This window comes from Allobaileyella intestinalis (assembly GCF_009695865.1).
In the GTDB taxonomy this organism is placed as follows: Bacteria; Bacillota; Clostridia; order Peptostreptococcales; family Anaerovoracaceae; genus Allobaileyella; species Allobaileyella intestinalis.
In genome coordinates, this window is record NZ_VUNB01000002.1 from 53,924 (window position 1) to 75,823 (window position 21,900).

A 21,900-nucleotide genomic window follows, 5' to 3' on the forward strand; every position below is an offset into this window, starting at 1 on the left:
GCTTCTGTGTTCGTGGTTGAAAGTCCAGGCCAGCTGTGGGCAAAGGGATCCACGTAAGCCGTGAGCAGGGAGCCGCGGTGATCATGGCACAGTTTAGATGTAAGTCCTCCGGAAAATCCGGGCAAAGGCAAGTGTGGGGTCAAAGACCAGGTCGAGCAGATGCATCATATTTTTTATGCATAAACATAAACCGATAGATACAAATTGACACATATAAACTCATACATGAACTCAGGGAAGGGGCGCATAGATGGAAGATTTCAGAATCGAAAGAGATACCATGGGTGAAGTGAAGGTTCCTGCTGACAAGTACTGGGGCGCTCAGACCCAGAGAAGTCATCAGAATTTCAGAGTGGGAAACAAAATGCCTGACCAGATAATCCGAGCTTTTGCGTATCTGAAGAAAGGGGCTGCACTGGCCAACGAAAGACTGGGAAACCTTGAAAGCCCGAAGGCAGAGATGATCTCAAAGGTATGCGACGAGATTCTGGATGGTTCTCTGGATGGCAATTTCCCTCTGGTTGTTTACCAGACAGGAAGCGGAACTCAGTCAAACATGAATGTAAATGAGGTAATCGCCAACAGGGGAAATGAGCTGGCTGGAGAGAAGTTGCTCCATCCAAATGATGATGTGAACCGTTCCCAGAGCTCCAACGACACCTTCCCCACAGCCATGAGCATAGCCGCAGTCGTAACTGTAGAAGAAAAGCTTTTGCCAGCTGCAGAACAGATGACCGAAACCCTGAGAACCCTTGAAGACAAATACATGCATGTGGTCAAGACCGGACGGACCCATCTTCAGGACGCCGTTCCAATGACCTTCGGACAGGAGATCAGCGGGTGGAGATCCATGATTGAGCACAGCACAGACAATATCAAGGCCTCTCTGAAACCGCTTAGAGAAATAGCTCTTGGAGGAACAGCTGTGGGAACAGGACTCAACGCGCCGGAAGGGTTTGACAAGGCTTCGGCTGAAATTATCTCCAGACTTACAGGCCACGACTTCGTAACAGCGCCAAACAAGTTCCACGCCCTTTCTTCTAAGGACGCTTTCGTATACGCCCACGGTGCTCTCAAAGCTATGGCAGCAGACCTGATGAAGATGGCCAACGACATTCGCTGGCTTTCCAGCGGTCCCCGCTGCGGCCTGGGAGAAATTACCATCCCGTCCAATGAGCCTGGAAGCTCGATTATGCCTGGAAAAGTTAATCCAACCCAGACAGAATCGGCAACAATGGTTGCAGTGAGAGTCATGGGAAATGATACTGTTGTGGGAATGGCTGCATCCCAGGGAAATTTCCAGCTTAATGTATTCATGCCTGTAATAGCTGATGCATTCATCCAGTCAGCAGAACTGCTGGCTCAGTCCCTGACCAGCCTGGAACTTAACTGCGTAAGAGGAATAGAGCCTATAGAAGAAAAGATGGAAGAAAACGCTCGTAAATCCCTGATGGTAGCTGCCGCCCTGAATACTCACGTAGGATATGAAGCAGGAGCAAAGGCAGCCAAGTGGGCCCACAAAAACGGCACCACTCTGAAAGAAGCAGCAGTTCAGCTGAACATCTGCACAGATGAAGAATATGAACGCTGGGTAGACCTGAAAGAAATGACAGGCGTAAAATAAAAGGCCTTAAATAAGAAAAGACTTGAGGTAAATATTAATAGAATCTGGATAACCGAACTGTGGCATTTTGAAAAGAAATGCCACAGTTCGTCTTTTTGGGCTAAGTACTATGTTTAAAATGTGGACATTTGAAATGTGGACGGATGTGGCAGCCTGCCAGTCCCTTAATCCGGGAGCAGTACTAAGTACGATTTCTACAGGTACTACTGCTCCATCAGCCTCGTAAAAGCAGTAGTAACCGCGATAAACAGGATTAGTACTGCTCTTCCAGCTTCTCGAGAGCAGTACTAAGTACAATTCCTGCAAGTAGTACTGCTTTCCCATCCTCGTAAAAGCAGTAGTAACCGCGATAAACAGGATTAGTACTGCTCTTCCAGCTACTTGAGAGCAGTACTAAGTGCGATTTCTGCAGGTAATACTGCTCCATCAGCCTCGCAAAAGCAGTAGTAACCGCGATAAACAGGATTACTACTGCTCCTACAGCTTCCCGAGAGCAGTACTAAGTACGATTTCTGCAAGTAGTACTGCTTTCCCATCCTCGTAAAAGCAGTAGTAACCGCGATAAACAGGATTACTACTGCTCTTCCAGCTTCTCGAGAGCAGTACTGAGAGCCGATTCTGCAAGTAGAACTGCTTTTTCCTGCACCAGAGAGCAGTAGTAACATCAATAAACAGAATTACTACTGCTCCATCAGCCTCGTAGAAGCAGTAGTAACCGCGATAAACAGAGCTACTACTGCCGCCCGGCCGCCAGTTGCCCCCGCCTGCCAACTGCCGCCCGTCCGCCTACTACCTTCGCCCGCGTACTACCCTCGTCCGCCAACTGCCCCGGCGGCCTACTGCCCCGTCCGCCAACTGCCGCCGCAAGTCTATCCTCAAATCCCATCCCCCCCGGCCGCCAACTGCCCCGGCTCCCAGATACACAACCGTAAGATTCCGCGAGGAAATGTACCGTTTGTGTGAAAAAACCTCCTGCTTTTATGCTTATTATGTGAACAATTCTCCAAAAAATTGAAAAAATCGCTTGCAAACTGTATAATCTGTAAGATATATTGCCGTGTTGTGTTCAGAACAGTGTGGGCATTTTGTCCGTCTTGAACCAGTACTCTTGAACCAACATTTATGAACAAGTATTTACAGACTTTGTTTCGACAACAGCCGTAGAAAGGATTTCAGTCAAGATGTATGAAGTGATCCTGGGGATATTGAGGAACTTCCGATTGGCAGATGCGGTAGACATAGCTATCGTATCCTTTGTCGTATACAAAATATTAAATTTCATAAAGGAAACAAGGGCTCAGCAGCTGGTAAGAGGAATAGCCATCCTTCTGCTGGTATTCTTCCTTTCAGATCTTTTTGACCTGTACCTGCTGAACTGGCTCCTTAAAGGTTTTGCAACCATGGGCCTTTTTGCCCTGGTTGTTCTGTTCCAGCCTGAGATCAGAAGAGGCCTTGAGCAAATGGGCCGCCGGGGCCTGGTGAGCCAGCAGTTCAAAAGTGTGGACAAGGAACATGCCATGGAATTCGTAAGTGCCATGGTTACAGCCATAGATGATTTTTCGGCCACAAGAACAGGCGCACTTATTGCAATCGAAAGAGACACCATGCTCAACGACATCATCGAAACCGGTGCAGTAGTTGATGCAAAGATGTCCGTGAGACTTATAGAAAATCTTTTTTACGAAGGGTCCCCGTTACACGACGGTGCGGTAATCATCAGAGGAGACAGAATTCATGCAGCCAGCTGCGTTCTTCCTCTCACAGAGAACAAGAACCTTGGACGGAACCTGGGAACCAGACACAGAGCCGGTGTAGGACTCAGCGAGGTTTCAGATGCACTGGTCATCATAGTTTCAGAAGAATCAGGAGTTATTTCCGTGGCAGAAAACGGAAAACTCAGACGGTTTATGGATCTGAAGTCCATTGAGAAGATGCTGCTTAACATCTACCTGCCGCCGGAAGTTTCATTCCAGAGCAAAGTCCGTTCCATTGCAAGGAGAGGAGGCAGATCAGATGAAAGGTAAAGAAATAAACAAGATGAACCTGATCCTTTCCATAGTCATCGCCTTCGCAGCCTGGGTCTATGTTGTATATAACGTAAATCCTACTATGACCAGAACATACAAGGGCATCAATGTTAATGTGGCAGGTCAGAGCGAGCTGACCAATAACGGAGATGCAGTGAGCTCAGTGGCAGATGGAAAGGTAGACGTAAAGCTGAGGGCGAGACGTTCAGTTCTGGACGATATTTCTGCAAAAGATATTGAGGCCTCGGTGGACGTGTCGCAGCTCAAGCCGGGAACAAATACTGTAACGGTCAACGTCGTAGTGCCTGACAGTGTGAAGCTGACCAGCCAGTCTGTTTCACAGACAGAGGTAACAGTAGAGAGAAGAGATACCAAGACCGTGAAGCTTATAGCCGTATACGGCAAGGGAGCAGCCAAGGACGAGGAACCGGTAATCACTTCAGGGGGCAAAGAAGAGATCGAGATCTCCGGAGCAGAAAGCCTGATTAAGTCGGTTACAAATGCAGAGGTGGTTCTGGACAACGACAGAGTCACAGACCAGGAGAAGACCTTCAGGGTAAAAACCTACGGAGTTAACAGCAGCGGCGATAAAGTGCCGTACATCAAAACTTCTCCTGGAAAAGTAAAGGTCACAGCAATAAGAGGAAAACTTAAGACGGTAAAGCTGAACGTGAAGACTGAAAATGCCGACGATGATCAGTACCAGAGAAAGGTGGAAGCACCTGATCAGGTAACAATAAAGGGAAAGTCATCGGCCATAAGCAAGATAAACTCAGTGGACACGGAAGTAATAGACCTGAGCCAGATAACCAGCAACAAGACTATGAACATCAAGTACGATCTGCCTGATGGAATAGCCATTGCCAACGCTTCAGCCGGCCAGAAGATTACCATAAAAGTAACGGGAATGGGCTCCAGGACATTCAGCATTGCACCCTCAAGCATAACAGTATCAGGACTGGCCAGCGGCCTGACAGGAACTGTGCAGAACGGCGCTACGGTAACAGTAACAGGCGCCAATGACCTGCTGAACAACCTGTCCACCTCCAGTTTCGTTCTTTCCGTCAGTGCAGCGGGACTGAACAGCGGCAGCTACACCCTGACACCATCCATAAAGGTGAACGGACCTGAGGGGCTGTCAGCTTCAGCCACCAGCGTCACACTGGTGATTTCTGGAGGAAGCAGCGAAAGCGATAACAGCAATACCAATAACAACACCGATAACAACAATACAAATTAGTCAGGAGAAGGATATTAATGGGAAGACTATTTGGAACAGACGGAGTAAGAGGCGTAGCTAACAAGGAGCTTACTGCATCTCTGGCCTTCGACATAGGAAGAGCCGCAGCATTTGTACTGGGAAAAGGGACGGGACGTCCCCTTTTCGTAGTAGGAAGGGATACGAGGGTATCCGGTGATATGCTGGAAAACGCACTTACAGCAGGAATCCTTTCTGTAGGCGGCAATGTAATGAAACTGGGTGTCATTCCAACACCAGCAGTAGCCTATCTGGTAAGACATTACGACGCAGATGCAGGAGTTGTTATTTCCGCATCGCACAATTCCTTTGAATACAACGGCATTAAGCTTTTCAACGGAGATGGGTTCAAGCTGGACGACTCTATTGAAGAAGAAATCGAAGACATAATTCTGGCAAGAGAATTCGTCCATCCTGAATTTGTAGGAGACAAGCTGGGCAAGTGTGTAGAAGCGGAAGAAGATGCCCTCAGCATCTATACAAAATTCCTGCTGAGCACAATCGACATTTCTCTGGATGGAGTAAAGGTAGTCATCGATACAGCCAACGGCGCCTCATACAAGACAGCCAGAATGGTCTACGAAGCCCTGGGTGCAGAGGTTCACACTATCGCCAATGACCCTGACGGCATTAACATCAACGACAACTGCGGCTCCACCCATCCGGAGAACCTGCTTAAGGAAGTAGTAAAACAGGGAGCAGACATAGGCATGGCCTATGACGGAGACGCTGACCGGCTGGTGATCGCAGATGAGAAGGGCCGGCTCCTGGACGGAGACCGGGTTATGTGCATTTGCGGCAAGATGCTGAAAGATGAAGGAACACTTTACGGTGATCTGGTTACAGCTACAGTAATGAGCAACATCGGCTTCCACAGATATCTGGAAGACAATGGCATGAAGGCTGAGGTAACAAAGGTGGGAGACCGCTACGTTCTGGAGTCCATGCTCAAGACAGGATCTGTCCTGGGCGGAGAGCAGTCAGGCCACATGATTTTCCTGAACTACACTACAACAGGAGATGGAGTTTTGTCTTCTCTCCAGTTTGTTAAGGCATGGAAGGCTTCAGGTAAGAAGGTCAGTGAACTGAGAGACGGAGTTACAATCTATCCTCAGGCCCTGGTCAACGCAAGGGTAACACCAGCGGGCAAGGCATCTGCACTGAAGGATCAGGAAGTTCAGAACAAGATAGCAGAAGTAGAGGAAAAACTGGGAGACACAGGAAGAGTGCTTATCCGTCCTTCCGGAACAGAACCTCTCATGAGAGTGATGATCGAAGGAGAAGACGAGGCTGAAATAGCATCTTTTGCTAACGAAATAGCCCAGCTTATCCTATCAAAATATGGAGACCATAAATAAGGTCTCTGGTAAACAGGAGGAATCATTATGTGCGGTATCGTAGGCTTCGTAGGAAGTACAGAACCACAGAACATTATTATCGAAGGATTGAAAAAACTGGAGTACAGGGGATATGATTCTGCCGGCATCGCAGTAGTAAACCAGGATGGCATTGCTGTAAGAAAGCATGTAGGAGAAATAAAAAACCTGGAAGCTCTGATCGGCAGCGAGAAGCTGGGAGGACACGTGGGCATCGGCCACACCAGATGGGCAACCCACGGTGCACCATCTACCCTGAATGCCCATCCTCATCAGGACGAGGCAGGCCGCATAGCCCTGGTCCACAACGGACTGATCGAGAACTACCTGGAATTGAAGGGTAAACTCCTTGAAGAAGGAGTTCACTTCAAAAGCGAAACAGACACAGAGGTAGCTGCTCAGCTTATCGGCAAGTACTACGAAGAGTGCCACGATCTGAAGGAAGCTCTGGACAAGGCAGTTAGCCAGATGGAAGGAGCTTTTGCCCTGGGCCTGGTTGCAGAAGATCAGCCGGATATGCTGGTTGCATACAGAAAAAACGCCCCCCTGGTAGTTGGCATCGGTAAAGGCTTCAACATGATCGCATCGGATTTTGCACCTCTGCTGGAGTACACCAAGGACGTATACCTGCTGGAAAACGGCGACACTGTAGTTCTGACAGCAGATGATGTAAAGATATACGACGAGAAAGACCAGCAGGTGGAGAGGGAAACTCTTCACATCAAGTGGAACGTGGACGCAGCCGAGAAGGGCGACTACGAGTTCTTCATGATGAAGGAGATCCACGAGCAGCCGCAGGGAATCAGAGAGACTCTGAACAGGAACATAGACGAGAAAGGCAGAATCAGCCTTTACGGCATAGATTTTACGGCTGAAGATCTGGCAAAATTCAACAAGATCTACATCGTTGCCTGCGGCACAGCTTATCACGCTGGTCTGGTAGGAAGATACGTAATTGAGAAACTGGCACAGATTCCAGTAGAAGTAGACATCGCCTCTGAGTTCAGATACAGAGATCCTTTTGTAGACGACAAGACATTGTTCATCGCCATAAGCCAGTCAGGGGAAACTGCCGACACACTGGAGGCCCTGAGGCTGGCAGGAAGAAATGGCGCAAGAATCCTGTCAATCGTCAACGTTGTAGGATCTTCAGTAGCAAGAGAATCTGACGACGTGTTCTACACCTGGGCTGGCCCGGAGATCGCCGTTGCCTCCACAAAGGCATACACCACACAGCTCCTCTGCCTGTACATTCTGGCCCTGTATTTTGCAGACCTGAGAGGCACAGTAGACAAAGAATATTACGACAAATTCATAGAGGAGCTGAGAGCAATTCCTGAGAAACAGGAAAAGGTTCTGGAGTCAGAGAAGGACATGGAAGCTCTGGCAGCTGACTATTACGACAGAGACCAGGTGTTCTTCATCGGAAGAGGAGTGGACTCCAGCGTTGCATACGAGGGATCCCTTAAACTCAAGGAAATTTCCTACATTAACTCCTTCGCCATAGCAGCAGGAGAACTGAAGCACGGAACCATAGCCCTGATGGAGCCGAGAACCATAGTTTTCGCCCTGGCTACCCAGGACAGGCTTTTCGACAAGATGGTCTCAAACATCCAGGAAGTGAAGGCCAGAAACGCTCAGGTAATTTCCATTGCCAAGGAAGGCAACACAGCCATCGAGAAGCACTCCAACAAGGTGATCTACCTGCCTGAATGCCTTGATGAGCTTACACCGCTCCTCAGCGTAGTACCTCTTCAGCTCTACGCATACTACGTAGCTAAAGACAAAGGATACGACATCGACAAGCCGAGAAACCTGGCCAAGAGCGTTACAGTAGAATAGGCGTCGGACCGTATTTTGTAAAAAAACATGTCGCTCCCCGTCATTTTACGGCACAAGTGAAAGACCGGGTCAAGAGCAAGAAATCACAAGTACAGACAAGTACAGTTACAGGAAAGAGAAGGACAAATGTATTCAGGTGCGGATCTGAAAAGCGAAGCATTTAATGAATATTGCAGATGGATGCGGGTCAAGAGCATGGACCCTGATACCAGGAGAGAGATTCAGTCCATGATCACGAACATGGATATGATCTACGAACGGTTCAGCTCCAGGCTGTCTTTTGGCACGGCCGGCCTCAGGGCTCCCCTGGGAGCAGGCACCAACAGAATGAATCTCTATACTGTAGCTGCCGCAGCAAGAGGTTTTGCCCGGTGGATCAAGGCGCGGGGCGGCGCTGACAAAGGAATTGTGATTTCCTATGATTCGAGGAACCAGTCAGAAGCCTTTGCCGAAATGACCGCCAGAATGGCTGCAGACGAAGGGGTTCAGGTGTACTTGTCAGACACCTTGAGACCTGTTCCCATGCTGTCATATGCAATAAATCTTTATGATGCAGCAGGAGGAGTGATGATCACAGCATCTCACAATCCTGCAGAATACAACGGTTTTAAAGCCTACGGAGATGACGGCGCTCAGCTCATGCCCGAGGCTGCCGCAGAAGTTAGCACAGCCATAGAGCAGGTGGGGGATATTTTTTCAGTAATAAACGATTCCCTTACCTTCAGACAGCTGCGCCACAACGGAATGATAGAATACGCAGGGGCCAATCTTGACTACAGGTACGACAATCTGATTCTGGAAAAACTCAGATCGGATCAGGTGCCGGAAGAGGCGAAGAAGAACCTGCGCATTGTTTATACGCCCCTTAACGGTGCGGGAAACCACCATGTGCGGAGGCTTCTTGGAAAACTGGGATTCGAAACAGTTGCGGTGGTGCCGGAACAGGAGCTGCCTGACGGAGATTTTCCAAGTCTCAGAGTTCCGAATCCCGAGTACGAGGACACTTTTGACAAGGCCATCGAGCTGGCAAAGGTCACCATGGCAGATCTTATTATCGCCACAGATCCGGATTCAGACCGGCTGGGGGTGGCTGTGCCTGACCAGGACGGAGAATACTGCGTGCTTACAGGAAACCAGATCGGTACCTTGCTGATGGAATACATCCTGGGTTCCAGAACCATGAGAGGGGTGATGAAAGAAAACAGCTTCTGCATCGCTTCCATTGTTTCCACGAAAATGCCAAGGTACATTTGCAGGCGTTACGGGCTGGAGCTGAAGGAAACCCTCACCGGTTCCCGGTTCACCGCTCAGGCCATCAGAGAAGGCAGTGAGGCTGGCCAGGACTTTGTCTTCGGCTTTGAGGAAGGCAACGGGTACATGTTCAGCACCGGTATCCTGGACAAGGACGGAGTGGCAGCGGCAATAGTTTTCGCCCAGATGGCAGCCATGTCCAAATCCGTAGGTCAGAGGCTCTACGATCAGCTGAGAGGAATCTATTCCCTGTATAAATATCCTGCGGAAAAAAACTTTTCCATCAAGGTGGAAGGCAGCGGCTACAGGGAGAAAATGAACAGAGCCATGGACCGTCTCCGCTCCATGGGCAGAGACATAGATCTGGGGCCACAGACAGAAATTGTTGAGCTTAAAGACTATCAGCCTGAAACAGACATGCTCTACTACAACCTGGAAGGCGGCGGCTGGATGGCCGTCAGACCATCAGGAACAGAGCCGAAAATAAAGATTTACGTGGGACTCTACGGAGACGAACAATCCCCTGAAGAAGAAGCCGAAGCATTGAGCGCAAAGGTATACAGGCTGATAGACAGCCTTTTGAAAGAGCCGGATATTTCCGGCGATAACCAGTGAATTAAAGATTAACCATAGTATTTAGCATCAGAGGCGTGAATGAACAAAGATAAAAAGCCGGGAAAAGAAATATATGATTTACGGACGATTATAAGAACCGCCATACTTGTTCTCTACGACATGATTGCCGTTGAACTCACATCTTTTGTTGCCCTGTTCATCAGATTTGATTTCAGAATGGGCGATGAGATGGTTTACTATTTTGGCGTGTTCAGAAGTCACCAGCTGATGGTCCTGGCAGGAGCCCTGATAATTTTTGCCACCTGTCACCTCTATTCCAGCATCTGGAAGTATGCCAGCATCAGGGAAATGATGAACATCGTTCTGGCATCACTGATATATGTTCTCTTTGTCACAACGGTATTTGTGATAATGGAGCCGGAAGTGGTGGGAATGCCAAGGAGCTTTTATATATTGTCCGGCGGATTCCTGTTCGTCATGCTGTTTATGGCCAGATTCCTTTACAGAGCCATTATTGAGTTCCGCACCGGAAACCACGACATCAAGAAGCGGGTTCTCATTGTCGGCGCTGGAGAAGCTGGAGCGGAGTTGATTCGTGAGATCAACAGAAACCCAAGCCTGGGGTGTAAAATCGTATGTCTGGCAGATGACGACAAGGGAAAGATAGGTAAGTACATGTTCGGCGTCCACGTTGCCGGCAATACTGAAAACATCCCTGAGATAGTAAAAAAATACGGAATTGATCATATTTATATAGCCCTTCCTTCAGCTCCTGCCAAGGAAAGAAAGCGAATACTGAACATCTGCAAGGAAACTGGCTGCGAGCTTATGATGCTCCCTGGCATTTACCAGATAATCCATGGAGATGTGAATATATCCCAGCTCAGAAAGGTTGATGTTAACGACCTCCTGGGAAGAGAACCAGTAGAAGTTGATATCGATTCCATCATGGGATATGTGAGAAATAAGGTGGTAATGGTCACCGGTGCAGGAGGATCCATAGGAAGTGAGCTTTGCAGGCAGGTGGCCGGCCATCATCCTAAACAGCTTATAATGCTGGATATTTACGAGAATACAACATATGAAGTCCAGAACGAGCTGAAGCATGATTTTCCAGAATTGAACCTGGTGGTGCTCATTGCATCAGTGCGCAATACAAAGAGAATCGATCAGATTTTCGAGCAGTACAGACCGGACATTGTCTACCACGCAGCAGCCCACAAACACGTTCCTCTTATGGAACTTAATCCTAACGAAGCCATCAAGAACAACGTTCTTGGAACCTGGAAGGTGGTTAAGGCTTCAGACAAGTGGAAGGTGGAAAAATTCGTTCTCATCTCTACAGATAAGGCGGTAAACCCTACGAACATAATGGGTGCGTCAAAGAGGATCTGCGAAATGATCGTCCAGACATACAACGGCAGGTCAGAAACAGAATTTGTTGCAGTCAGATTCGGCAATGTACTGGGCAGCCATGGAAGCGTGATTCCACTGTTCAAGAAACAGATAGAAGAAGGTGGACCTGTAACAGTAACACATCCGGAAATCACGAGATACTTCATGACTATTTCAGAAGCCGTTTCCCTTGTGCTGCAGGCAGGTGCCTATGCAAAGGGCGGAGAAATCTTCGTGCTGGAGATGGGAGAACCTGTTAAAATTGCAGACTTGGCAAGGAACCTTATACTCCTTTCCGGGTTGAAGCCGGATGTGGACATTCAAATTAAATATGTAGGTCTGAGACCTGGAGAAAAATTATACGAAGAGCCGTTAATGGCAGAGGAAGGTCTGAAAGATACTGCAAATAAAATGATTCACGTAGGACATCCTATTGAACTGGATGAAGACAGGTTCATGGAAGAACTGGAAGAATTAAGTGAATATGTCCAGAACGAACCTGATGATATAAAGAGATATGTTAAGCACATTGTGCCTACATATACTCCGAAGTATTGATAAAAGAGAAAGGCAGTGCAAATGAAAGTTCCATTTTCACCTCCTGACATCAGTCAGCTGGAAATAGACTATGTTACAGACGTTCTTAAATCCGGATGGATAACCACCGGCCCGGTAGTAAAGGACTTTGAGAAGAAAATAAAAGAATTTGTAGGTGCCAGCGGAGCTGTTGCTCTGGGGTCTGCCTCCGCATCTATGGAAGGAATACTCCGGTACCTTGGAGTGGGTCCAGGAGATGAAGTAATTGTACCGGCATACACATATACGGCTACTGCAAGTGTGGTTGTCCATGTTGGAGCCAAGGTGGTCATGGCAGACAGCGCCTGTGAACAATTTGAAATGGACTATGACAGATTGCCGGGGCTGATCAATGAGCATACAAAGGCAATTATCCCGGTGGATCTGGGAGGCATGATTGCAGATTATGACAGGCTGTTCCAGATTGCAGAAGAGGCCAGGAATAAATTTGTTCCTGGAAATCCAGTACAGGAAACCATTGGAAGAATAGCCATAGTTGCAGACTGCGCCCATTCTTTCGGATCATCCCTGAATGGACGGAAAGCAGGACAGATTGCAGATTTCTCGGCATTTTCATTTCATGCAGTAAAGAACCTGACCACCGCAGAAGGTGGTGCGGTAACATGGAGGAATATTGATGGCATAGAAGATGAAGATGTTTACAGATTCATGCAGCTCTATTCCCTTCATGGACAGTCAAAAGATGCATTGTCCAAGAATAAAGCCGGCTCCTGGGAGTACGACATTCTGTGGCCGGGCTACAAGTGCAACATGACTAATATAAATGCAGCAATAGGAATGGCTCAGCTGGAAAGATATGACAGCATGCTTAGCAGGAGAAAAGAACTGAACGAAAACTACAGAAAAGCATTTTCCCCATATGGCCTTAAGATGCTTGATCATTATTCCAATGGAATGAAATCCACGGGCCATCTTTTCCTGGTAAGAATTCCGGGTGCTTCTGTGGAAGATCGCAATGGAGTTATATCGGACATGGCTGCCAGGGAAATCGCATGCAATGTGCATTACAAACCTCTGCCTATGATGACTGCATATAAAAACATGGGATTTGATATTAAAGATTTTCCTAATGCATATAATCAATATGCCAACCTTGTTTCAATTCCTACATATTCAATTATGACCGACGAACAGAACAAATATGTCATCCAGAATTTCATAGATGTTCTGAAGGGCAGGGAGCTGATATAGAATATGTGGAAAAGTTGGGATAAGCTGCCGGAAAACATGAAAACGGACGCTGTATTACCATATTATGAAGCATTGAGGAGACACAGAGCCGGATTGATTGTAAAAAGAATAGCAGATATTCTGCTTTCTTCGGTTTTGATTGTTGTGCTGTCTCCGGTGCTGCTGGTGATCGCCGTTCTGATAAAAATCGACAGCCCGGGACCTGTATTCTACAGACAGGTGAGGGTAACCAGATACAATAAGGACTTCAGGATTTTCAAGTTCAGAACCATGATTGTGAACGCTGATGAGAAGGGAGCCCTTGTCACAACCAGCAATGATTCCAGGATCACGAGAGTTGGAAGCAAGCTGAGAAAATACCGCCTGGATGAATTCCCCCAGTTATTTAACGTGTTCAAGGGGGAAATGTCCCTTGTGGGAACAAGACCAGAAGTAAGAAAATATGTGGATGAATACACAGATGAAATGATGGCCACACTTCTGCTGCCAGCAGGAGTTACATCAGAAGCAAGCATAGCCTTCAAGGATGAGGACAAGATTCTTGCTGAAGCAGAAGATGTAGACAAGGCTTATATAGAAGAAGTTTTGCCGGAAAAAATGGCTTTCAATCTTGATGGAGTGCGATATTTCAGCTTGAGAAGGGAATTCGGACTTCTGTTCAAAACCGTTATTGCAGTTGCCAGATAAGCAGTATCAGGGAGATCAAATGAAAAAATCCGCGAAGATAAAAGCGAATAGAAAAAACCGCAGGTTTAAAACCATAACGAAGATTCTTGCAATCATATATCTGGTTGCACTGGTGTTCTTTGAGATCGCTCTGATCGCTCTTAATGTGCTTCCGGCCAGAATCATGCTTCTGACCTTTGTCATACTGGGAGTAATTAGTGTAATCGTTTTTTCCTTTCTGTTTTTCGACTCCATCAAGAAGACGCCACGCATTATTGCCACCATTCTTGGAGTAGCACTTATTTTTGTATATGGACTGGGATCAGCATATGCCATGGGAACTGTAGGCTTCCTGAACAATATTTCAGACAGCCACAGTAAGTATGCAGTCTCTGTTACAGAAAAACCATTTAACGTCTATATTTCCGGAATGGACTACAGAGGGCCAATCGACAGTGTAAAGGGACGTTCTGATGTAAATATGATCGTAACTGTAAATCCGAAGACCCACAGAGTTCTCATTACTTCCTTCCCTAGAGATTATGAGATAAGGCTCACTGATCACGGCTATGCCACAGATAAGCTTACACACACAGGAATTTACGGTGTTGAAGAAGGTGAAGCAGCTCTCACTGACCTTCTGGACATTCAGATGAATTACTATTTTAAGGTCAACTTTACAACAATTCAGAAGTTCATTGATGCCATTGGCGGCGTAACAGTGAACTCAGATGTAGATTTCACTGCTGAAGTATGGGCTACGGAAGATAACGATGACAGCGTAGTAGGAAGACATCACTTTGTAAAGGGTGAAAACAAGCTGGACGGCCAGACTGCTCTGGCTTTCGCAAGAGAGAGATATGCATTCGAAGGCGGAGACAACCAGAGAATCAAGAACCAGCAGGCTGTATTCCAGGCAGTACTTAAGAAACTGACAGGAAGTCCGACCCTGCTTACTAAATACAATAAAATTCTGTCCTCAGTAGGTGATTACATGACAACTGATATGTCATCAGATGAAATAACATCTATTGTACGGAAGCAGATTGATGACGGCATGCCGGAGTGGACCATTGAAAAGTACGATGTTACTGGTGTTGACTCATTTCAGACTACTTACTCAGGGGGGGATACAGAGCTCTACGTTATGGCCCACGACGAATCCAGCCTGTCCACGGCAAAAGCAAATATCAAAACCGTAATGAGAGACGGATACAACAATAAGAACAAGAAGCCTGTTGAAGGTGAGATAACCGTAAAGAAGCATGTAAAGACAGATGATGAAAAATAATATCAGCAGCCCCTGGCTGGATGACCAGCTTGTTTCCGTCATTACACCAGCCTACAATGCAGAAAGGTTTCTGCAGGAGACAATTCAATCTGTCCTAAGCCAGACCTATGATCAGTGGGAAATGATAATTGTTGATGATGGATCCACAGATTCCACATACAGCCTGGCTGAAAGCTGGTCCGGGAAAGATTCCAGGATCAGGGTTATTAAGTGCCTGGAAAACGGCGGTCAGGCCCGGGCGTGGAACATCGCCATAGCTGCAGCAAAAGGCAGATATCTGGCTTTTCTTGATGCAGATGACCTGTGGGAAGAGAATAAGCTTGAAGAGCAGCTGGCCTTCATGGAGGAAAACAATTACGGTTTTACATATACAATGTATGACTGGATCGATGAAAACTCCGGATCTGCAGGAAAGATAATAGATGTTCCGGAAAGCCAGAGCTACAAAGACATGCTGAAGAATACGGCCATCGGTGCACTTACTGTTGTTATCGACCGGTCTCTTGTGGATGTGGCAGAGATTCCGGAAGTTCATTTGAATGATTCAATGATGTGGCTGCAGATAGCAAGAGAAGGCGTAACAGCATATGGATATGACAAGGTGCTGGCTCACTACAGAATAGTGACTAATTCATTTTCAAGAAATAAGAAGAGGTCTGCAGTAAGACTGTGGAATTTATACAGGGATCAGTTGAAGATCCCTTTTTTCAGGAGAGCATATTATTTTACATGCTATGCATTTAACAGCATAAAAAGATATTACTTGAAGTGACAAGAAAGATGCCCATGAAGGAACTGAACTTACAAGAGATACAGAAAATTGAACTGAATCTGCTTAAAGAAGTGGACCGGATCTGCCGGGATCAGGGATTCAGGTACTTTATGGTTGGCGGCACCCTGATCGGAGCGGTGAGACATCAGGGCTTTATTCCATGGGATGACGACATTGATATATCCATGCCCAGACCTGACTACGAAGCATTTATCCAGTATTGCATGACAAACCAGACGGAGTTCAGGCTCCTGTCCAACAGGAATACAGAAAATTACTGGAATCTTTTTTCGAAAGTAAGCGATCCCCGGACGAAGATAATAGATTCGGTCATCGATGGACAGGATCACGATGCAGGAGTTTCAATAGATATTTTCCCCATAGACGGCCTGGGAATGACCTTGGATGAGGCCCGGCGGACTTTCATGAAGACGGAGCTCAAGAGGGATATTCTGGATGCGAGGAACTGGAAGAGATTCTCAAGAAGCAAGACTCACGGTCTGGCCTATGAACCAATAAGACTGGCAATGTTTCTTCTCAGCAGGGTATGCAGCCCTTCAAGCCTTATGAAAAAAATCGAGGCATTCAGCCGCAGGAAATCCTTTGACAGCCAGGAATACAGTGCCTGCATAGCCGGTGCATACCGGACAAAAGAAATAATGGAAAAGCGCATATACAGCGATTACTGCCAGCTTCAATTCCAGGGAGAGCAGTTTATGGCACCGGAACATTACGATGAATTTCTGACTGCTATATACGGAAACTACATGGAACTTCCTCCAGAAGACAAGAGAGTAACCCATCACACTTATAAAGCATATCTTCTTGACTAGAAGAAGGACGGACAGATAATGCAATAAAAGGAAGAATGAATACAAATACTACAAAACCTTCAATAGCGGTGATTATGAGCACATACAACGGTGAAAAATACCTGAGAGAACAGCTTGACAGTATTTTGAACCAGAAAGATGTGAATCTGGACCTGTATGTACGGGACGATGGTTCCGTTGACGGAACAGCAGAAATTCTGAATCAATACAGTAAAAGATATCCACAGGTACACGTGGAACTGGCCGCCAATGCAGGAGTGGGAAACAGCTTCATGAACTGTCTGTACTCAGTACCAGGAGAATACCAGTATTACGGCTTTGCCGATCAGGACGACATCTGGCTTCAGGATAAGTGTATTGCAGGTATCAGCGCATTAAAAAGAACCGGAAAAGCTTTGTACAGTTCAAACCAGGAATGTGTAGACTCAGATGGAAGATCCCGGGGCTTGAGATACACCGGGAACGATCATATTCATCTCACCACTATGGAGATCGTGTTTCGCAACACTATCGCGGGATGCACTTTTATTTTTACAAGTGAACTGGCAGAAAAGCTGAAATCAAAACCTTTCTCACCAGAGCTCCTGAAAGTTAGAATCCACGACGTATGTGTAGCCGCTGCTGCATCCATGAACGGAGGAATTTTCTACGACCAGGAGTCCCACATGGAGTACAGGCAGCACCAGGATAATGTGGTCGGGGTGAAGGAAGATACCTTTAAATCAGATCTGAAGACCAAGCTGAGTAAGGCAGTAAACAGCGAACAGCGAAATGGACGCAGCCGTCTTGCCAGTGAACTTGTGAAGCTCTATCCAGAACAGGCTCAGAATGACCAGCTGCTCATGCTTTGTGCAGATCAGAAGAGCATGGTCAACAGAATAAAGCTGATCAGGCGCTACGGGGAAATATCTGGATGGACAAGTGAGACATTTTCCGGATTTGCAGGAAAAGTGCTTTTCGGATTGTTTTAGATTGCCGGCACAGAAGAAGAGGAAAAAATGAATTATGTTGTGATATTTGCCGGGGGAAGAGGAGCAAGAATGGGAAGCGATACTCCCAAGCAGTTCCTTAAAGTAGATGGCAAAGAAATAATCATACATACAATTGAAAAGTTCAACTATGACAGCAATATTGACGCCATTGTGGTAGTCTGCATAGGAGATTATATCGACTTTTGCAGGGATCTGATATCACGCTGGAAGCTGGAAAAGGTCGAGAATGTAATAGCAGGGGGCCGCAGCGGACAAGAGTCAATATACAATGGCCTCAAGTATTTCGAAGACGAGAAGTCTGTTTCAGACGAAGACATGGTGCTTATCCACGATGGCGTAAGACCTGTAATCGATTCTGACCTTATTGACAGAAGCATAGAATGCGTCAGAAAAAACGGAAACAGCATAGCTGCAGCTCCAGCCATCGAGACAATAATCAAGGTAAATGAGCAGGGAATAATGGAAGAGTCCATTGACCGGTCCAAGTGCAGGTATGCTAAAGCACCACAGTGTTTCAGGCTGAATGAAATCTGGAAGGCTCATAATGCTGCCCTCAGGGATGGCAGAACAGACTTTATAGATTCAGCAACACTGATGAGCTGGTATGGACATCAGCTTTTTACAACTGAGTGCAGCTCTGAGAACATTAAAATAACCACACCTAACGATTTCTACACTTTCAGAGCCCTATATGAATCGAAGAAGAAGGACAGAACCAATGACTGATTTGCTTCAGGAAGACATAAACAGATTGGCAGATAAAGACAGCTTGTTCAGGCCTTTTTGCAATAAGACTGTACTGATAACAGGGGCCAGCGGACTAATCGGATCTCTTCTGGTTAAGAGCCTGCTCAGGTACGGGGAAAATAATGAAACAAACATCCGGGTGATTGCAATGGCCCGCAGAGAAGAGAAGGCCAGGGCCGTTTTTGCAGGGTGCCTGGAGAATGAGAACCTGAAAATCATCTGTCAGGATATTACAGACCCGGTGGATGTAGAAGAACCGGTGGACTATATAATTCACGGCGCCAGCCCAACAGGTTCCAGGTATTTTGTTGAACATCCGGCAGAAACCATAGATGGAATTATCACAGGAACAAGAAATGTTCTGGATCTGGCCAGGAGAAAGAAAACATCAGGTGTGGTTTTCCTCTCGTCGCTGGAAGTCTACGGAAAGCCTGCAGGAGATGGCTCTTCAGTTGCTCTGGTTAGCGAAAAAGATTCTGGATATATAGACACCATGGACGTGAGGAGCAGCTATTCAGAAGGGAAGAGAATGGCCGAGACCCTGTGCGCTGCATATGCATCTGAGTACGGCGTTCCAGTAAAAATTTTAAGGCTGACTCAAACCTTCGGCCCGGGAGTCAGTTACGACGACGGACGGGTCTTTGCGGAATTCGCAAGATGCGGGGCAGAAGGAAGAGATATTATTTTGCACACGAAAGGCGAGACTGTAAGAAACTATTGTTATACAGTAGATGCAGCCACAGCAGTCCTCACGGTCCTGGAGAAGGGGGCCGGGGGCCAGGCCTATAACTGTGCCAGCAGAAACACCACATTTTCCATTAAGGAGATGGCTGATCTTTTCAGTTCCATGGCAGGAGAAGGTACCAATGTTATCATCAAGGATGACGTTACCAGCACTATGGGCTACAATCCTGTGATGAAAATTGAACTGGATACCAGAAAACTTGAGGAACTGGGCTGGAGATCAGAGTACCAGATGAAGGAAATGACAGAAAGATTATTCAGCTATATGAAAGGACAGAGATAGATGAAGGTACTGGCCGGAATAGTTTTGTTCAATCCGGACATCAGCAGACTGAGGGACAATATCAACGCCATCAGAAATCAGGTGGATGAAGTAGTCCTGGTGGACAACGGTTCAGATAACCTGGATCAGGTGAAAACAGAATTCAGAGACCAGGTAAGCTATATCGAGAACGGAGAAAATCTTGGAATTGCCACCGCCCTGAATAAAATGATGGACTACGGAGCAGATAATGGATTTCAATGGGTGGTCACCCTTGACCAGGACTCTGTATGTAATCCGGGACTGGTAGATGAATATAAGAAGTTTTCCAATATCGATGACGCTGGAATAATCACATGCCGCATTCTCGACAGAAACACTACGGGAGACGAGATAGGCGAGGAGCAGGAAGAGGATTGCCGGGAGATAAAGAGATGTATAACATCTGCATCCTTCTGCTCGGTAAAGGCATATAAGGCTGTGGGGCCTTTTGACCAATGGATGTTCATTGACTGGGTGGATTTTGAATACTGTGCCCGGCTCAGGTCGAAGGGCTTCAAGATATACAGAGTTAATTTCGTGGGAATGATCCATGAAATCGGCCATGGCCGGAATGTAAGACTGATACGGGAGCATATTTTCCATAATCACTCTGCATTCAGACAGTATTATATCGCCAGAAACAGGCTGTATGTGGCCTACAATTATCCGCAGGAATACAGCATGCTGAAAGAGCGCTATCATATTCTGGTGGAATTCTTCCTGATACTGTTCTACGGGGAGAATAAGAAGAAAAAAATAAGTGCCATGAGGCGGGGCGTTTCCGACTATAAAAAATACAGGAAAGAGCATCCGAAACAGGAGCGGTGATGATAAAAAAACTAGATGGATTTTTTCTGAAAGATAAATATGTATTGACCCTGCTGCTTCTTGCAGGCTTTGCCCAGGATCAGGTGCTGGTCTACTGTAATGTGCCTCACATGCATCAGATTCCGCTGTTTTTTGCCATAGTTGTAATGGCATACAGGGCATTGAGGGATCCGGAATTTCTGTCATTCCGGGGAGCGGGAATATGGGGGCTCTTTGTGATTGCCTTTATTATCTCCTTTGCCGCCAACGGCTTCCCGTCTGTAAGGGGAAATATTATCGACCTGATAATAATTACAATGACCGGTTTTCTGGTATTTGGTGGAGGCAGTTCTGACGGAGCAGATGGCAATACAGAAGACTTATGGTTTATCAGCGGTGCTGCTTTTCTTTTCCTGGGATTAAACAGCGTAATAAGCCTGATAACATATGTATTCGGAGTTTCCATTCAGTTCTTTGAACCCCAGGGCGGATATCCATCATACATAGGAGTAAGTTATGGATTCCAGGACAGGTTCACAGGTCTCCAGGGAGTCCCTAATGCGCTGGGCTGGACCAGTGTATGTGCTATCGTATGGGGAATTCTGTGGCTCAGCACCGGTAAGCCTAAGAAAACCCTGACTAAGGTCATCAGTGCAGTAGCTATTGCCGCCAGCGCAGTCTCCATTGGATTGTCATTTTCCAGAGGCTCATTGCTTGCAGTGACTGCTGGATTTATCTGTTACTTTTGGTACAGAATCATCTCTCGCAGGGACGGCAAGGGAATTATCAGGATAATTGTGGAGATCCTTGCTGTAGTTATCATTATCGGCGGACTGGCCTATGGTTCTACAAATGTGTCTGCCAGGATTAATGGGAGGACAACTGCCAGGTGGTACGCAAGTCATGAGCAGAAGATGGATGATCAGAGATCCGGGGATCAGAAAGAAGAAACTGCCCAGAAACCTTCCCAGGCTGTAGAGCAGGCCAATTCCGGAAACCGGGTTGTTAAGCAGTTCCAGTCAGGAGATATAAGTAACGGACGGGGAATAATAAATGAAATTGGATTTAAGCTGCTAAGATATAACCATCAGCTTGCCTACGGTGTTTCATCAGGTGATGGCAGGCCGGCGTGGAAGGCCTTTGTCACAGACCACGAGAATCTGATTTCAGACAAGAAATACGAATTTACAAGAAAAGACGATAAAATATCAGGAAATATGCACAACCTGTTTACTCAGGTGATATACAATAGCGGGCTCATAGGTTTTATCCCCTTGATTCTCCTGGTGCTTATGTTTATTCATTCAGCTGTTTCTGATTTGAAAAAACCTGGAAGAGATGAAAGAAGCAGGATGAGAAGTGCATTATTCATGGCAATATGCGCAGTGGGCACCATTGCCATGTTCGAAAATATACTTATTTATTCAACAAAGGTATATAATATTACATTTATGTATCTCCTTGGATACTTTATCGGCATGAACGAGAGAGAGGAAGGTTCTTCTCTGATAGACAGAACAGACCGCCGCCTTGGAGGATGGCTGAGGTTCATCGGGAAAACCATCTGTTTAAACAAGGTGAAGGACAAATAAAAGACCTGATTGCAC

General features: G+C 46.6%; 17 protein-coding genes. All 17 read left to right on the plus strand.

Translation table 11 applies throughout. The features are described from left to right. Positions 1-250: 250 nt before the first annotated feature. The 17 genes from fumC to FYJ66_RS02270 all read left to right on the plus strand — a co-directional run bounded on the left by fumC (position 251) and on the right by FYJ66_RS02270 (position 21,885). Positions 251-1,624 carry a class II fumarate hydratase gene (fumC, locus tag FYJ66_RS02190; protein WP_154571881.1) on the plus strand — a complete coding sequence of 458 codons (1,374 nt, stop codon included), beginning with the start codon at positions 251-253 and terminating at the stop codon, positions 1,622-1,624. Positions 1,625-2,805: 1,181 nt separating this feature from the next. Further along, on the plus strand, positions 2,806-3,648 hold the full coding sequence (cdaA, locus tag FYJ66_RS02195; protein ID WP_154571882.1) for a diadenylate cyclase CdaA: 843 nt from the start codon (positions 2,806-2,808) through the stop codon (positions 3,646-3,648). Continuing rightward, entirely contained in the window at positions 3,638-4,891 is a 1,254-nt protein-coding gene (locus FYJ66_RS02200; RefSeq protein ID WP_154571883.1) for a CdaR family protein, read from the plus strand. The genes cdaA and FYJ66_RS02200 overlap by 11 nt, the downstream gene beginning before the upstream one ends. A 17-nt stretch (positions 4,892-4,908) precedes the next feature. After that, positions 4,909-6,267, plus strand: coding sequence for a phosphoglucosamine mutase (glmM, locus tag FYJ66_RS02205; RefSeq protein ID WP_154571884.1), 1,359 nt, complete (start codon positions 4,909-4,911; stop codon positions 6,265-6,267). A gap of 27 nt (positions 6,268-6,294) precedes the next feature. Continuing rightward, complete coding sequence (gene glmS, locus FYJ66_RS02210) at positions 6,295-8,127, plus strand: glutamine--fructose-6-phosphate transaminase (isomerizing) (protein ID WP_154571885.1); 1,833 nt, start codon at positions 6,295-6,297, stop codon at positions 8,125-8,127. A 126-nt stretch (positions 8,128-8,253) separates the two neighbouring features. Continuing rightward, on the plus strand, positions 8,254-9,993 hold the full coding sequence (locus FYJ66_RS02215) for a phospho-sugar mutase (protein ID WP_154571886.1): 1,740 nt from the start codon (positions 8,254-8,256) through the stop codon (positions 9,991-9,993). Positions 9,994-10,032: 39 nt separating this feature from the next. Then, positions 10,033-11,907 (plus strand): polysaccharide biosynthesis protein, encoded by a 1,875-nt coding sequence (locus FYJ66_RS02220; protein ID WP_154571887.1) that lies wholly within the window; start codon positions 10,033-10,035, stop codon positions 11,905-11,907. 21 nt (positions 11,908-11,928) lie between these two features. After that, positions 11,929-13,137 carry a DegT/DnrJ/EryC1/StrS family aminotransferase gene (locus tag FYJ66_RS02225; RefSeq protein ID WP_154571888.1) on the plus strand — a complete coding sequence of 403 codons (1,209 nt, stop codon included), beginning with the start codon at positions 11,929-11,931 and terminating at the stop codon, positions 13,135-13,137. Positions 13,138-13,230: 93 nt separating this feature from the next. Continuing rightward, positions 13,231-13,824, plus strand: coding sequence for a sugar transferase (locus tag FYJ66_RS02230; RefSeq protein WP_465250554.1), 594 nt, complete (start codon positions 13,231-13,233; stop codon positions 13,822-13,824). Between the two features lie 19 nt (positions 13,825-13,843). Then, a complete protein-coding gene (locus FYJ66_RS02235) occupies positions 13,844-15,094 on the plus strand; it encodes an LCP family glycopolymer transferase (RefSeq protein WP_154571890.1) in 1,251 nt (416 codons plus the stop codon). After that, positions 15,081-15,866, plus strand: a complete 786-nt coding sequence (locus tag FYJ66_RS02240; RefSeq protein WP_206156961.1) for a glycosyltransferase family 2 protein — start codon at positions 15,081-15,083, stop codon at positions 15,864-15,866. The genes FYJ66_RS02235 and FYJ66_RS02240 overlap by 14 nt, the downstream gene beginning before the upstream one ends. 14 nt (positions 15,867-15,880) lie before the next feature. Continuing rightward, positions 15,881-16,699 (plus strand): LicD family protein, encoded by an 819-nt coding sequence (locus FYJ66_RS02245; protein ID WP_206156962.1) that lies wholly within the window; start codon positions 15,881-15,883, stop codon positions 16,697-16,699. A 35-nt stretch (positions 16,700-16,734) separates the two neighbouring features. Beyond that, a complete protein-coding gene (locus FYJ66_RS02250) occupies positions 16,735-17,670 on the plus strand; it encodes a glycosyltransferase (RefSeq protein ID WP_154571892.1) in 936 nt (311 codons plus the stop codon). A 27-nt stretch (positions 17,671-17,697) separates the two neighbouring features. Next, positions 17,698-18,417, plus strand: a complete 720-nt coding sequence (locus FYJ66_RS02255) for an IspD/TarI family cytidylyltransferase (RefSeq protein WP_154571893.1) — start codon at positions 17,698-17,700, stop codon at positions 18,415-18,417. Next, positions 18,410-19,465, plus strand: a complete 1,056-nt coding sequence (locus FYJ66_RS02260; protein WP_235897326.1) for an NAD-dependent epimerase/dehydratase family protein — start codon at positions 18,410-18,412, stop codon at positions 19,463-19,465. The genes FYJ66_RS02255 and FYJ66_RS02260 overlap by 8 nt, the downstream gene beginning before the upstream one ends. Then, positions 19,466-20,314: a glycosyltransferase family 2 protein gene (locus FYJ66_RS02265; protein WP_154571895.1), complete on the plus strand. Its 849-nt coding sequence runs from the start codon at positions 19,466-19,468 to the stop codon at positions 20,312-20,314. It begins immediately after the preceding gene. Next, the gene (locus FYJ66_RS02270) at positions 20,314-21,885 is read left to right on the plus strand and encodes an O-antigen ligase family protein (RefSeq protein ID WP_154571896.1); all 1,572 of its coding nucleotides are present in this window, start codon (positions 20,314-20,316) and stop codon (positions 21,883-21,885) included. The genes FYJ66_RS02265 and FYJ66_RS02270 overlap by 1 nt, the downstream gene beginning before the upstream one ends. Positions 21,886-21,900 lie beyond the last annotated feature (15 nt).

Coding starts and splice junctions, on each gene's coding strand:
- fumC (WP_154571881.1), top strand. CDS start 251: ATGGAAGATTTCAGAATCGAAAGAGATACCATGGGTGAAGTGAAGGTT.
- cdaA (WP_154571882.1), top strand. CDS start 2,806: ATGTATGAAGTGATCCTGGGGATATTGAGGAACTTCCGATTGGCAGAT.
- FYJ66_RS02200 (WP_154571883.1), top strand. CDS start 3,638: ATGAAAGGTAAAGAAATAAACAAGATGAACCTGATCCTTTCCATAGTC.
- glmM (WP_154571884.1), top strand. CDS start 4,909: ATGGGAAGACTATTTGGAACAGACGGAGTAAGAGGCGTAGCTAACAAG.
- glmS (WP_154571885.1), top strand. CDS start 6,295: ATGTGCGGTATCGTAGGCTTCGTAGGAAGTACAGAACCACAGAACATT.
- FYJ66_RS02215 (WP_154571886.1), top strand. CDS start 8,254: ATGTATTCAGGTGCGGATCTGAAAAGCGAAGCATTTAATGAATATTGC.
- FYJ66_RS02220 (WP_154571887.1), top strand. CDS start 10,033: ATGAACAAAGATAAAAAGCCGGGAAAAGAAATATATGATTTACGGACG.
- FYJ66_RS02225 (WP_154571888.1), top strand. CDS start 11,929: ATGAAAGTTCCATTTTCACCTCCTGACATCAGTCAGCTGGAAATAGAC.
- FYJ66_RS02235 (WP_154571890.1), top strand. CDS start 13,844: ATGAAAAAATCCGCGAAGATAAAAGCGAATAGAAAAAACCGCAGGTTT.
- FYJ66_RS02240 (WP_206156961.1), top strand. CDS start 15,081: ATGATGAAAAATAATATCAGCAGCCCCTGGCTGGATGACCAGCTTGTT.
- FYJ66_RS02245 (WP_206156962.1), top strand. CDS start 15,881: ATGAAGGAACTGAACTTACAAGAGATACAGAAAATTGAACTGAATCTG.
- FYJ66_RS02250 (WP_154571892.1), top strand. CDS start 16,735: ATGAATACAAATACTACAAAACCTTCAATAGCGGTGATTATGAGCACA.
- FYJ66_RS02255 (WP_154571893.1), top strand. CDS start 17,698: ATGAATTATGTTGTGATATTTGCCGGGGGAAGAGGAGCAAGAATGGGA.
- FYJ66_RS02260 (WP_235897326.1), top strand. CDS start 18,410: ATGACTGATTTGCTTCAGGAAGACATAAACAGATTGGCAGATAAAGAC.
- FYJ66_RS02265 (WP_154571895.1), top strand. CDS start 19,466: ATGAAGGTACTGGCCGGAATAGTTTTGTTCAATCCGGACATCAGCAGA.
- FYJ66_RS02270 (WP_154571896.1), top strand. CDS start 20,314: ATGATAAAAAAACTAGATGGATTTTTTCTGAAAGATAAATATGTATTG.